Origin of the sequence: Symbiopectobacterium sp. RP, assembly GCF_050472005.1 — a bacterium.
In the GTDB taxonomy this organism is placed as follows: domain Bacteria; phylum Pseudomonadota; class Gammaproteobacteria; order Enterobacterales; family Enterobacteriaceae; genus Symbiopectobacterium.
Genome location: NZ_JBGOGS010000002.1, coordinates 426,267 through 438,405, shown reverse-complemented (window position 1 = coordinate 438,405; position 12,139 = coordinate 426,267). Strand labels below are relative to the sequence as shown.

Genomic DNA, 12,139 nt, shown 5'->3' with positions numbered 1-12,139 from the left:
TGATAACAATTAGCTGTATTTTTTTGCCACATATCAGGGCATTGGCTGTAATCATTTTTAAGTCGGTTGGCTATATCTTGCAGTCGGTGCCCAGCATGCTGGATACCCACCGATACCAGCCCGTGGCAACACGGGCTTCCCCTAATTCTGACAAGAGCGAATAACCACGCACAATGAATTTACAGCATCATTTTCTTATCGCCATGCCAGCCGTTCAGGACCCGGTTTTCAAACACGCCCTGATCTATATATTTGAGCACAATGAAGACGGCGCAATGGGGCTTATCGTCAACAAACCGATGGACCAATTTTCGGTAGAAGACATACTGAGCAAGCTGCATATCGAGCCGACGCCGCGCGATCCCGATATTCGTCTGAATAAACCGGTGTTCTCCGGTGGTCCGCTGGCAGACGATCGCGGTTTTATTCTGCACACGCCGCAGTCAGGTTTTGCTTCCAGCATCGGTATTTCCAGCGATGTGATGGTTACCACGTCAAAAGATGTGCTGGAGACGCTGGGCACACCGACACAGCCCAGCGAAACGATGGTTGCCTTAGGGTATTCCGGCTGGGAACAGGGACAATTGGAAACGGAACTGCTGGAAAACGTGTGGCTCACCGCCCCGGCAGAAGCCGATATTCTGTTCCATACCCCGATCGCAGAGCGTTGGCGCATGGCGGCCAAAAGGATCGGTATCGATATCCACAATATCGTGGCCGATGCGGGGCATGCCTGATGATCAACCGAACCCTGCTAGCCTTCGATTTTGGCACCAAAAGCATCGGCGTAGCCATCGGCCAAGAGGTCACTGGCACCGCGCGAGCGCTTACCGCGTTCAAGGCGCAGGACGGCGTGCCTGACTGGAACCAGGTAGAAAAAATAATCAACGAGTGGCAGCCTGATTTACTGGTGGTGGGATTGCCGCTGAACATGGATGGCACCGAGCAGGAGCTGACCGCAAGAGCGCGAAAATTCGCCAACCGCTTACATGGCCGTTTTGGCAAACCGGTCGAATTACAGGATGAACGTCTGAGCACCGTAGAAGCACGGGCAGACCTGTTTGAACGCGGTGGGTTTCGCGCATTGAATAAAGGCCAAGTGGATGTCACCTCGGCCGTCATTATTCTGGAAAGCTGGTTCAGTCGTCAAACGTCGGGGCAGTAAAGCGATACCATCCTATTTCACGTAGCACAGATGTTGGCCACGCGAAGTCGTTAGGGTATGACAATACCTCTCAGCGGCGTTTGTGCAAACTGTCGCTATTCGTCCGGAAACTCAGCGATGAAACGTTCCACGTCGTTCACCATGGATTCGGTGCCGACAAAGAATGGGCAGCGCTGGTGTAATTTCTCCGGCTCAATATCAAGAATACGGCGTGCGCCATCGCTAGCTTTACCGCCTGCCTGTTCTGCTAGGAATGCCATCGGGTTGCATTCGTACAGCAAGCGCAGTTTTCCTTTCGGATAGCTTGCGGTGCTCGGATACAAGTAGATGCCGCCTTTCAGCAGGTTACGGTGAAAATCCGCCACCAGTGAGCCGATATAGCGCGAGGTATAAGGACGCTGCGTTGCTTCATCCTGTTCCTGGCAATACTTGATGTATTTCTTCACGCCCTGCGGGAATTTGATGTAGTTCCCTTCGTTAATCGAGTACATGTTCCCTTTTTCAGGGAAATGCACACGCTCGTGTGACAGACAGAAAACGCCCAGAGAAGGATCATAGGTAAAAGCATGCACACCGTGACCGGTGGTGTACACCAGCATGGTCGAGGAACCGTACACGATATACCCTGCTGCCACCTGTTTGTTACCCGATTGCAGGAAATCCGCTTCCGTGACCGGCGTACCCAACGGGGTAATACGACGGTAAATGGAGAAGATGGTGCCAACAGATACGTTAACATCAATGTTGGAAGACCCATCCAGCGGGTCCATTAACACCACATATTTGGCGTTTAGACCGCGGTCGCCTTCAAAAACGACGATCTTATCTTCTTCTTCGGAGGCAATCCCCGCTACTTCGCCACGCGCTTTCAGTGCCGCTTTCAGTTTTTCATTGGCATACAGATCCAGCTTCATCTGCACTTCGCCCTGAACGTTCGACACGCCGCTGGTTCCTAGGATATCAACCAACCCAGCTTTGTTGATATCACGGTGAATAATTTTGGCGCCCAGTTTGAGTGCGGACAACAGCGCGGTCAGTTCACCGGTTGCGTGATAGAAATCGTGCTGTTTTTCGACGATAAATTCGCCTAACGTTTTCATAACACTATTCCAGAATCTACGAATGAAAAGCGGTTTCAGTTTTCACCGCTCATGTTTGCGCATGCAGTGTAGCCCAAACAGAAAGCCGCACCTAGTCAAATCCATTTCTTATGCGTAATTCAGGCGCTAGAATACGCGAAGACTTTCAGGAACTGATGGAAAATATATGCGTATTCATATTTTGGGCATCTGCGGCACCTTTATGGGCGGTTTAGCACTGCTCGCTCGTTCACTGGGACATAAGGTTACCGGTTCGGATGCCAACGTCTATCCGCCGATGAGCACGTTGCTGGAAGAACAAGGCATCAGCCTCATCCAGGGATATGACCCGGCACAGTTAGATCCTGCGCCAGATTTGGTGATCATTGGCAACGCCATGAGTCGCGACAACCCTTGCGTTGAGGCGGTGCTGGAAAAAAACATTCCCTACGTCTCCGGGCCGCAGTGGCTGCATGACGCCGTGCTGCGTGAACGCTGGGTGATTGCCGTCGCGGGCACACACGGTAAAACCACCACAGCTGGGATGGTAACCTGGATTCTGGAAGCCTGCGGCTACCAGCCCGGCTTCGTCATCGGCGGTGTTCCCGGCAACTTCACCGTTTCTGCCCGCTTGGGCGGCGGCACCTTTATGGTAGTGGAAGCCGACGAATATGACTGTGCGTTCTTCGACAAACGTTCAAAATTCGTGCACTACGCGCCGCGCACGCTGATCTTGAACAACCTCGAATTCGATCATGCAGATATTTTTGATGATCTGAAAGCCATTCAGAAACAGTTCCACCATCTGGTTCGCCTGGTGCCGGGAACCGGTAAAATCATTCTTCCAGGCAATGACTTACACCTTAAACAGGTGATGGGCATGGGCTGTTGGAGTGAGCAGGAACTGGTTGGCGACGACGGTGTTTGGAAAGCGAAAAAAGTCACGACCGATGCCAGCGAATTTCAGGTTTATCTGAACGATGAGTTGGTCGGCGAAGTGCGCTGGAAACTGGTAGGCGAGCACAACATGCATAACGCCCTGATGGCCATCGCGGCGGCACGCCATGTGGGCGTGCCCGCAGCCGAAGCCTGCCGTGCGCTGGGTGGATTTATCAATGCCCGCCGCCGCCTCGAACTGCGCGGGACCGTCAACAATATCAGCGTCTACGACGATTTTGCGCACCACCCGACGGCAATTCTTGCTACTCTGGCAGCCTTACGCAGCAAAGTAGGTGGAACGGCACGCATTCTGGCCGTGCTGGAACCGCGCTCAAACACCATGAAAATGGGTGTTATCAAGAATGAACTGGCTCCATCACTAGGCCGCGCAGATGAGGTGTTCCTGTTCCAGCCGCAGCACATTCCGTGGCAGGTGGTGGAAGTGGCTGACGCCTGTGTACAGCCAGCACACTGGAGCGCGGATATCGACACGGTGGTCGAGATGATCGCCAAAACCGCTCAAACGGGCGATCATATTCTGGTGATGAGTAACGGCGGATTCGGGAATATTCACAACACCTTATTGGCGGCGTTGGAGAAGAAAGCAGCCTCTGCTCAGGATCCATAGGTATCTACACATCTTTTGCAATATCTGCTATCACGTTGCTGCATGATCTCAACTTATCCATCGGCGGGATTGATGCCCGCCTTAACCGGCGTTATCAGCGTCTGGTTAAGCAACACATGACTCCCCCAGCACCATTGGCGTCAGCCGTTAAAGACCTTGCCTGCGCGCAGAAAACAACATTCGCCACTACTCAGGCCGTTTGGCGTTTTTTTAATAATGAACGTATTAGCTTCAGTCAGCTCAATGAACCGATTATTTCGCTGGCTCTCCGGCAGGTTGCACTTAGCCCGCATCCATACGCTCCCGTCGTTCACGACTGGTCTCATTTACAGTTTCGTACCCACAATGGGAAAGAAGAACGTTTGAAAATGACGCATGGTGGCGACGTCGGTTATGAACTACAAACCAGCCTACTGGTTGATGCTGCAAATGGTTTACCAATAGCGCCCCTGTCTCAAACTCTAACCGATAGGGCGGGTTGTCGTTCAACGCTAACCGAGGGCTTGTCTGAGAGTCTGACTCATATGGATGCTTTGACGGCTGATATCGCCAAGCGACATTATTTTGATAACAATTAGCTGTATTTTTTACCACATATCAGGGCATTGGCTGTAATCATTTTTAAGTCGGTTGGCTATATCGCCCGCGTTGAGTCTCTTGATACCGGGAAGAAGTTATAGCCAAGCGACTTAATTTTGATTACACCATATGGACTGAGAACAAAATCTCTGTATCGCAACCACTCTCTCTTTTTTTGCTTTTTGCTTGTGCCCATTTATGCTCAATGGGGTTAAGATCTGGCGAATATGTAGGCAAATACTCCACCATATACCCTGCATCGATGATGACTTGTTGAATATTATGTTTTTTGTGAAAAGTTGCATTGTCCATCACGATTACCCTGTTTTTAGGGAGTACTGGGATAAGGACTTGTGTGACCCAGGAATAGAAAACATCGCTGTTAATATTGATATCAAATAATCCGATAGCAAACAGCGTTGTGCCTAATAAAGCGCCGATAACATTTGTTCTTCCCTTGGCTCCCCCGTTCTTCAGCCCAAAACACCGTTGACCTTTTGGGGAATAGCCGTGAGTCCGTGGGGTATCATCTGGAAAACCACTTTCATCAATAAAAACAATAGGTTTACCTTCTTTTTCATACTGTTGTATTTTTTGTTGAAATGCTTGCCGGGCGCTTCCGTCGGCTTTCGGATGACGTAGCGTTTTTTTATAGGTCAATCCCAGCTTTTTAAGAGCTTGCCAAATGGCCTTCTGACAAACGCCAAAACGCTCTGCACGTTCTTTTTGGTAAGCATCTGGATATGGTTCAACATCTTTTATCAACTCGGATTTATCGCTCTTTCGCTGACGCGTGGTCGATGCTTTTGACGCTATTTGATTAATCCAACGCGATACAGAGGCAGGGCCAATCCGAAATTGCTTCGCTGTTTCCCGGATACTCAACCCTTCTTCTTCCCGTGTAGATATCACTTTACGTCTAAAATCAATTGAATAGCTCATTTAAATAATGTAATCAAAATTAAGTCGTTTAGCTATAGTTCATCTCATTGACCGTGAAGGTGACTCTATCGGGCATATGCGCACATTAAGCTCCCAGGGAATATGTTGGCTTATCCGGGGAAAGGAAGGGCATCGGGCCGAGTGGGGCGGTGACACCCGTAAAATTGGTGAAATTGCAGACGATCTGCCATTTATCGCAAACGGACAGGTTGGCTGGAAAGGGAAAAAAGTCAATATGGAGATCGGGGAAACATCCGTGATCATAACGCGAACAGCAAAAGCGAAGCGGAAAGACAAGAACACCGGACGGCGAGTGAAAGTTCAGCCAGGCGTAGCTCTGACACTCAGATTAGTTGTGGTTCGCCTTACCGATACTCACGGTAAATTTATCGGACGCTGGACGCTGCTCACAAACGTTAGCAACGAGATCACCAGCGCGGAAGTTGCTCGCTGGTATTACTGGCGCTGGGGTATTGAATCCTTTTTTAAGCTGCTGAAAGGTGCCGGTTATGATGTAGAAAAATGGCTTCAGCGCAGTGCTGGTGCCCTGCTACGCAGGTTATTGATAGCTAGCATCTAGCATCTAGCATGGCATGTGTGCTGGTATGGCGGCTGCAACGCGCTGAAGGAGACGACAATGCGGCAGCCCGTCAGTTAATTTGCCGATTATCCGGACGACAACAAAAACGAGGGCGTAAAGAAAGCGCCCCAGCGCTGCTTGCCGGACTATCCATCCTGCTAAATACCTTGACGTTATTAGCAGACTATACCCCGGAAGAACTTGCCCACTTCGCTATGGTGGTTTTTAACCCTTTATGATGTGTAGATACCAATGCCTAGGGCGCTAGGCATTGGTATAGCGCACTCGCTCCGGTAACCAACGTTCAATTAGCGCTTTGGCATGTTCTGGATAGTGTGCATGAAGGTGACGAGCTACGCGTTGTACTTCGGGGATCAGTGCCTGATCGCGCAGTAAATCCGCTACTTTAAACTCGGCGCTGCCGGTTTGCCGCGTACCCAGCAGTTCGCCGGGACCGCGAATCTCTAAATCCCGTTGCGCAATAACGAAACCGTCGTTGCTGTCGCGCATCACCTGCAAGCGCTGCTGTGCAGTTTTACTTAGCGGCGTCTTATAGAGCAATACGCAGTGGGAGGCAATGGCACCACGTCCGACTCGACCGCGCAGCTGGTGCAATTGTGCCAGACCCAGCCGCTCTGGGTTTTCGACTATCATCAGGCTGGCGTTGGGCACATCCACCCCCACTTCGATGACCGTGGTTGCCACCAGCAGTTGCAGTTCGCCCTGTTTAAATGCCTGCATCACCGCCTGCTTCTCTTGCGCTTTCATCCGGCCGTGTACCAATCCAATTCGCAGACCTGGCAGTGCGGTCTTCAGCCCTTCGCAGGTGGCTTCAGCGGCTTGTGCTTCCAGCAGGTCGGACTCTTCAATCAGCGTGCAGACCCAATAGGCCTGTCGCCCTTCTTCCCGACAGGCACGATCGACGCGGGTGATAATATCCTCACGGCGAGAATCGGGGATGGCGACCGTTGTCACAGGTGTTCTGTCCGGCGGCAGTTCATCGATGACCGACGTATCCAGGTCGGCATAGGCAGTCATCGCCAGCGTGCGTGGGATTGGTGTTGCTGTCATGATCAGCTGGTGAGGGTGAAAGCCCTGTTCCACCCCTTTTTCCCACAAGGCTAGCCGTTGATGCACACCAAAGCGGTGCTGTTCATCGATGATCACCAGCGCTAGCCCACTAAATTGCACCTGCTGCTGAAAAATAGCGTGCGTACCCACGATCATACTGACCTGACCATTGGCAATGGCTTCTTGTTGCGCAACGCGTGCTTTGCCCTTTTGCTTGCCGGCCAGCCAGCCGACCTCAATGCCAAGGGGCTCAAACCAATGACGAAAGTTGATGGCGTGTTGTTCCGCGAGCAGTTCGGTGGGTGCCATTAACGCCACCTGTTTGCCGTTAGCGATGGCGCGCAGTGCCGCCATGGCCGCCACCAGCGTTTTTCCGGAGCCGACATCCCCTTGTACCAGACGCATCATGGGGAAAGGTTTCTCCATGTCGGCTTCAATGTCATTGATGACGCGGGTTTGCGCCTGAGTCAGTGCGAACGGGAGGGCGGCCAACAGTCGCGTTTTTAATGCGTCCTGTGCTTGCAGTGCAAGGGGGTGATGGCGTTGCGCACCGGCGCGTACCGCCAGCATGCTTAAGTGATGCGCCAGCAGCTCTTCCATGATTAAACGCACTTGCGCCGGGTGTTTGCCGTGCTCAAGCTCATTCAGTTGCGTGCCTGCCGGGGGACGGTGCAGAGTATGTAACGCTTCAGGCAGCCCAATCATGCCGCGGCTTAGCTCCCGCGGCAGCAACTCTTCTATCGGTTGTGCATCCAGACGCTCCAGCGCCTGATCGGTCAATTTGCGCAGCGTGGCCTGACGCACTCCTTCCGTGGTTGGGTAAACCGGTGTCAGTGAGGCCTGTAATTCCACCGGTTGCTGTGCATCACCTTGTACGCGGTATTCTGGGTGGATAATCTCTGCCCCATTCTTGCCTCGTTTGATTTCACCGTAGGCGATAACGTGCTGGCCTAGAGCCAGGCTATTTTTCATTGCGGCATTGAAGTTGAAGAAGCGCATCGTCAGCACGCCGCTGCCGTCGCTGATTTGGCAGGTCAGCATACGTTTGCGTCCAAAGAGGATATCGTTGCGCAACACGTCACCTTCCACGGTGGCATAGATACCGGGCAGCAGGTCGCCAATGGCGTAGAGGTGGGTGCGATCTTCGTAACGCAGCGGCAGGTGCAGCAACACGTCCTGCACGGTTTCCAACCCGAGGCGCGCGAGTTTAGCCGCCTGACTGGCACCGACCCCCGTGAGGGTGTTCAACGGTTGGTTATTCAGTAGGTGGCTTTTCATTGGCGCTCTCGCTATTCGGCGGCGGATTGCATGGCTGCCCACCATGCTGTGTCGGCAATGATCTGGCCCTGATTGTCGATGCGCGGGCGGGGGAGTTTTTTCCGCGTCGCTACGCGCGCCAGCACCGGATAGCCTCCTTCGAACAGCAAGCGCTGTTGTTCATCGTCATCAAGCATGCCCTCTTCACGCTGGTACATACCCGCGTTTTGGCGTTGGGCTTCGTAAAGGATCAGCGCAGAAGCGACTGACACGTTCAGGGATTGCACCATGCCGATCATCGGAATGATGATGTCCTGGTCGGCCAGCGCGAGCGCTTCCTGCGTGATGCTGGTTTTTTCCTGACCGAGCAGGATGCAGGTCGGTCGCGTGTAATCGACTTCACGAAAATCGACCGCTTTGGCTGACAGGTTGGTCGCCAGAATCTGCATGCCTTGCGTTTTTAAATGCGAGACGGCATCGGCGATGGTGCGATGTGTTTTGACCTGTACCCAACTGTTGCTGCCTGCTGCTGATGATAGCAGTGTACGCATGCGGCTGGTAGGCCAAACGGCGTGGACTTCGTGGACGCCGACGGCATCGGCGGTACGAATTACAGCGGAAATATTGTGGGGTTTGTGCACCTGTTCCATACACACCGTCAAATCGGGTTGACGGCTTGTCAGCATCTCTTGGATGCGGGCGTAGCGTTCTGGTGTCATACGATGTCTCTTGCGTTATCCCGGTACCATATGTGCGAGCGGGATCGTCAGGGCTATCATTGGTTACGGTGGCTATCAGTTGCGATTACGGGTCACTTTGATGACATCCGGCATCACGCGGATTTTACGCATGACGTTAGCCAGATGTACCCGATTGCGCGTGGTCAAACGGATAAAGGCGCTATACACTCGTCCATCTCGCTCTTCCGTATTGATGCTCTGAATATTGGAGTTGGTGGCATTAATCGCTGCGGTCAGGTTGGCCAATGCTCCCTGATGGTTGAACATGTCGACTTTAATCTCAGCGATAAACTCTTGTTCGGTAACCTTATCCCACTCGACCGCCATGAATTTTTCAGGCTCTTTCTGGTAGCCGCGAATGTTTCGACAAGACTCATGGTGAATCACCAAACCTTTACCGGGACTGACGTGGGCCACAATCGGGTCACCGGGGATCGGGCGGCAACATTTGGCGAACGTAATCAATACGCCATCTGCGCCTTTGATCAGCAGCTTGCGCAAACCGGTGTGCTCTTGCTGTAACGGCCGATCATCCAATAGGTTTTTCGCTACGACGATGCTCATGGCGTTACCGAGGCCAATCTCTGCCAGCAGGTCATCCAGCGAGGTGAGTTTCATGCGATCCAGCTCAAGCTGGATGCTGGTTTGTGGAATATCGCTGAGCTTTCTGCCATTACCCAAGGCATGATTCAATAAACGACGTCCCAGGCTCACGGAATCGTTACGCTTGAGATTCTTCAGCATTTGGCGAATCTTGGCGCGAGCGCGCGAACTGACGACAAAGTTTAACCATGCCGCATTGGGGCGTGCGCCGGGGGCGGTAATAATCTCCACCGTTTGCCCACTGCTCAGCGATTGAGAGAGCGGGTAGGGCTGTCTGTCGACACGTGCGCCGACGCAGGCATGCCCGATATCCGTATGTACCGCGTAGGAAAAATCGACCGGTGTCGCGCCTGCCGGTAGCTCGATGATGCGCCCTTCCGGAGTGAACACATACATTTCATCGGGGAAGAGATCGGATTTGACGCTCTCGATAAACTCGAACGAGCTGCCCGCACTTTGTTGCAGCTCCAGCAGGCTCTGCATCCAGCGCTGCGCACGGACCTGTGCCGTAGTGCTGCTTTCACCTTCTTTGTACGCCCAATGTGCCGCCACACCCATTTCTGCCATCTGGTCCATGTCTTCGGTACGGATCTGTACCTCGACCGGCACGCCGTGCGGCCCAATCAATGAGGTATGCAGCGATTGGTAGCCGTTCGCCTTCGGAATAGCAATGTAATCTTTGACGCGGCCAGGACGCGGTTTGTACAGGCTGTGCACCTGTCCGAGCACGCGATAGCAGGTATCCAGCTCTTTAACGATCACCCGAAACGCGTAGATATCCATGATGGAATGGAAACGCTGTTCTTTCAGGTGCATCTTGCAGTAGATGGAATAGAGATGTTTTTCGCGTCCGCTGACGCGACAGGGAATGCCTGCTTCGTTCAACCGCCCTTCGATTTCGGAAAGGATTTTCTGGATCATTTCCTTGCGGTTGCCGCGCGCGGCTTTAACCACTTCCTTGATCACACGATAACGGTTTGGATACAGCGCCTCAAAACCCAGCTCTTCCAACTCTGTTTTCAGATGATGAATACCCAAACGGTGCGCCAATGGGCTGTAAATTTCCAGCGTTTCACGCGCAATACGACGACGCTTGTCAGGGCGCAGCGAGCCCAGTGTGCGCATGTTATGTGTACGGTCAGCCAGTTTGATGAGAATAACGCGGATGTCCTGCACCATCGCCATAATCATCTTGCGGAAGTTCTCGGCCTGGGCTTCTTTCTTGTCGCGGAATTTCAGCTTGTCCAGCTTCGAGGCGCCGTCTACCAGCTCGGCGACGCTCTTGCCGAATTGTTGTTCAATATCTTGGTAGGTAGTGGGGGTATCTTCGATGGTGTCATGCAACAGCGCGGCCATCAGTGTCTCATAGTCAAGACGCATCTCCGCCAAAATACCGGCAACAGCGACGGGATGGGTGATGTAAGGTTCACCGCTGGAGCGAGTCTGCCCCTCGTGAGCATCACGTGCAACAATATAAGCCTGCTGAAGGCGCTTGATCTGGTCTTCCGGCAGATAGCGCTGTATCAGCAGATTGAGGCTTTCGAAGATATACAAGGGCGACCCGTAGCGAGATTAACGACGACCTTCAGCAATCGCGGTGACCGCTTGGATCTCCGCGGCTTCTTGCTCTTGCTGTTCCTGACGCTCACGCACATCCAGAATCTGCTTGTTGATCAGGCCTTCTTCGATTTCGCGCAGCGCAATCACGGTGTATTTGTCGTTCTCTTCAGGGACCAGCGGATCTTTTCCGCCTGCTTGCATCTGGCGGGCGCGGCGAGCAGCGACCAACACCAGGTCAAAACGGTTACCAATTTTCTCAACAGCGTCTTGAACAGTTACGCGTGCCATAATGTGCTACCCCACAGGAAATAAAATGACTGCGCATCATACTGAAAGTGATGTCAGTCTGCCAATAGTTTGGTGATTAATGCATCATGCCGCAATGCTTGGCGGCTCAGCAATAGGCGTTCAGCACGGATGATGGTTTTCAAATCGGAAAGCGCCAGATCGAAATCATCGTTGACGATCAGATAATCGTATTCCGCGTAGTGTGTCATTTCAGCCACCGCTTGCGCCATACGTCGTGCAATCACCTCATCGCTGTCCTGGCCGCGTCCGCGCAGACGGCGCCCCAACTCTTCTTTGGACGGCGGCAGAATAAAGATACTGCGCGCCTGCGGCATCCGGCGGTGGATTTGCTCTGCGCCCTGCCAATCGATATCCAGAAAAATATCTACGCCGGTTGCCAGCACCTGCTCAATGGCGGCTTTGGACGTGCCGTAGTAGTTGCCAAACACTTCGGCGTACTCAAGGAAAGCATCTTCCTGAATCATACGCTTAAATTCATCCACAGAAACGAAGAAATAGTGTTCTCCGTGGTTTTCCCCAGGGCGTTTGGCTCGGGTGGTGTGGGAAATCGACACCTGGGTGTCATACAACGGCTGCGTTTTCAATAACGCATTTATTAAACTGGATTTTCCCGCGCCGCTGGGGGCAGAAACAATGTATAACGTGCCTTGAGCCATAATGATGAACGTAATGTATGGTGAATGTGAT

At 52.7% G+C, this 12,139-nt stretch carries 14 protein-coding genes; 7 read left to right on the top strand and 7 right to left on the bottom strand.

Going from position 1 to position 12,139, the window contains the following annotated elements; genetic code table 11:
• Positions 1 to 41: 41 nt before the first annotated feature.
• From ACD630_RS20460 to ruvX, 3 genes are read left to right on the top strand one after another with little or no spacing between them, the layout of a single operon-like run.
• The gene (locus tag ACD630_RS20460; protein WP_430360467.1) at positions 42 to 164 is read left to right on the top strand and encodes a hypothetical protein; all 123 of its coding nucleotides are present in this window, start codon (positions 42 to 44) and stop codon (positions 162 to 164) included.
• Between the two features lie 9 nt (positions 165 to 173).
• A complete protein-coding gene (locus tag ACD630_RS20455) occupies positions 174 to 737 on the top strand; it encodes a YqgE/AlgH family protein (protein WP_430360466.1) in 564 nt (187 codons plus the stop codon).
• Positions 737 to 1,165 (top strand): Holliday junction resolvase RuvX, encoded by a 429-nt coding sequence (gene ruvX, locus ACD630_RS20450; RefSeq protein WP_430360465.1) that lies wholly within the window; start codon positions 737 to 739, stop codon positions 1,163 to 1,165. The genes ACD630_RS20455 and ruvX overlap by 1 nt, the downstream gene beginning before the upstream one ends.
• Positions 1,166 to 1,260: 95 nt before the next feature.
• On the opposite strand, the gene fbp is transcribed toward ruvX, so the two are convergent.
• Positions 1,261 to 2,265 (bottom strand): class 1 fructose-bisphosphatase, encoded by a 1,005-nt coding sequence (gene fbp / locus ACD630_RS20445; RefSeq protein WP_430360464.1) that lies wholly within the window; start codon positions 2,263 to 2,265, stop codon positions 1,261 to 1,263.
• 166 nt (positions 2,266 to 2,431) lie between these two features.
• Here fbp and mpl point away from each other — a divergent pair, with 166 nt between their 5' ends.
• Both mpl and ACD630_RS20435 read left to right on the top strand, forming a co-directional pair.
• The gene (gene mpl, locus ACD630_RS20440; protein WP_430360463.1) at positions 2,432 to 3,811 is read left to right on the top strand and encodes a UDP-N-acetylmuramate:L-alanyl-gamma-D-glutamyl-meso-diaminopimelate ligase; all 1,380 of its coding nucleotides are present in this window, start codon (positions 2,432 to 2,434) and stop codon (positions 3,809 to 3,811) included.
• Positions 3,812 to 3,846: 35 nt separating this feature from the next.
• Positions 3,847 to 4,389 carry a hypothetical protein gene (locus ACD630_RS20435; RefSeq protein ID WP_430360462.1) on the top strand — a complete coding sequence of 181 codons (543 nt, stop codon included), beginning with the start codon at positions 3,847 to 3,849 and terminating at the stop codon, positions 4,387 to 4,389.
• Positions 4,390 to 4,510: 121 nt separating this feature from the next.
• Here ACD630_RS20435 and ACD630_RS20430 read toward each other — a convergent pair whose 3' ends face one another.
• Positions 4,511 to 5,332, bottom strand: a complete 822-nt coding sequence (locus ACD630_RS20430) for an IS630 family transposase (protein ID WP_430360461.1) — start codon at positions 5,330 to 5,332, stop codon at positions 4,511 to 4,513.
• 34 nt (positions 5,333 to 5,366) lie between these two features.
• Here ACD630_RS20430 and ACD630_RS20425 point away from each other — a divergent pair, with 34 nt between their 5' ends.
• The gene (locus ACD630_RS20425) at positions 5,367 to 5,912 is read left to right on the top strand and encodes a transposase (RefSeq protein ID WP_430361217.1); all 546 of its coding nucleotides are present in this window, start codon (positions 5,367 to 5,369) and stop codon (positions 5,910 to 5,912) included.
• A gap of 8 nt (positions 5,913 to 5,920) precedes the next feature.
• Positions 5,921 to 6,151, top strand: coding sequence for a hypothetical protein (locus tag ACD630_RS20420; protein ID WP_430358522.1), 231 nt, complete (start codon positions 5,921 to 5,923; stop codon positions 6,149 to 6,151).
• 25 nt (positions 6,152 to 6,176) lie between these two features.
• Here the strand turns inward: ACD630_RS20420 and recG are convergent, their stop codons facing one another.
• From recG to gmk, 5 genes are all read right to left on the bottom strand, one after another.
• The gene (gene recG, locus ACD630_RS20415) at positions 6,177 to 8,261 is read right to left on the bottom strand and encodes an ATP-dependent DNA helicase RecG (protein ID WP_430360460.1); all 2,085 of its coding nucleotides are present in this window, start codon (positions 8,259 to 8,261) and stop codon (positions 6,177 to 6,179) included.
• A gap of 11 nt (positions 8,262 to 8,272) precedes the next feature.
• A complete protein-coding gene (gene trmH, locus ACD630_RS20410) occupies positions 8,273 to 8,959 on the bottom strand; it encodes a tRNA (guanosine(18)-2'-O)-methyltransferase TrmH (RefSeq protein ID WP_430360459.1) in 687 nt (228 codons plus the stop codon).
• A 75-nt stretch (positions 8,960 to 9,034) separates the two neighbouring features.
• Positions 9,035 to 11,137 (bottom strand): bifunctional GTP diphosphokinase/guanosine-3',5'-bis pyrophosphate 3'-pyrophosphohydrolase, encoded by a 2,103-nt coding sequence (spoT, locus tag ACD630_RS20405; protein WP_430360458.1) that lies wholly within the window; start codon positions 11,135 to 11,137, stop codon positions 9,035 to 9,037.
• A gap of 18 nt (positions 11,138 to 11,155) precedes the next feature.
• The gene (gene rpoZ / locus ACD630_RS20400) at positions 11,156 to 11,431 is read right to left on the bottom strand and encodes a DNA-directed RNA polymerase subunit omega (protein WP_430360457.1); all 276 of its coding nucleotides are present in this window, start codon (positions 11,429 to 11,431) and stop codon (positions 11,156 to 11,158) included.
• Between the two features lie 53 nt (positions 11,432 to 11,484).
• Positions 11,485 to 12,108, bottom strand: coding sequence for a guanylate kinase (gene gmk / locus ACD630_RS20395; RefSeq protein ID WP_430360456.1), 624 nt, complete (start codon positions 12,106 to 12,108; stop codon positions 11,485 to 11,487).
• Between the last annotated feature and the right edge of the window lie 31 nt (positions 12,109 to 12,139).

Bases quoted from the DNA above. Each gene is read 5' to 3' on its own strand.
- ACD630_RS20455 (WP_430360466.1), top strand. From the start codon at position 174: ATGAATTTACAGCATCATTTTCTTATCGCCATGCCAGCCGTTCAGGAC.
- ruvX (WP_430360465.1), top strand. From the start codon at position 737: ATGATCAACCGAACCCTGCTAGCCTTCGATTTTGGCACCAAAAGCATC.
- fbp (WP_430360464.1), bottom strand. From the start codon at position 2,265: ATGAAAACGTTAGGCGAATTTATCGTCGAAAAACAGCACGATTTCTAT.
- mpl (WP_430360463.1), top strand. From the start codon at position 2,432: ATGCGTATTCATATTTTGGGCATCTGCGGCACCTTTATGGGCGGTTTA.
- ACD630_RS20430 (WP_430360461.1), bottom strand. From the start codon at position 5,332: ATGAGCTATTCAATTGATTTTAGACGTAAAGTGATATCTACACGGGAA.
- ACD630_RS20420 (WP_430358522.1), top strand. From the start codon at position 5,921: ATGGCATGTGTGCTGGTATGGCGGCTGCAACGCGCTGAAGGAGACGAC.
- recG (WP_430360460.1), bottom strand. From the start codon at position 8,261: ATGAAAAGCCACCTACTGAATAACCAACCGTTGAACACCCTCACGGGG.
- trmH (WP_430360459.1), bottom strand. From the start codon at position 8,959: ATGACACCAGAACGCTACGCCCGCATCCAAGAGATGCTGACAAGCCGT.
- rpoZ (WP_430360457.1), bottom strand. From the start codon at position 11,431: ATGGCACGCGTAACTGTTCAAGACGCTGTTGAGAAAATTGGTAACCGT.
- gmk (WP_430360456.1), bottom strand. From the start codon at position 12,108: ATGGCTCAAGGCACGTTATACATTGTTTCTGCCCCCAGCGGCGCGGGA.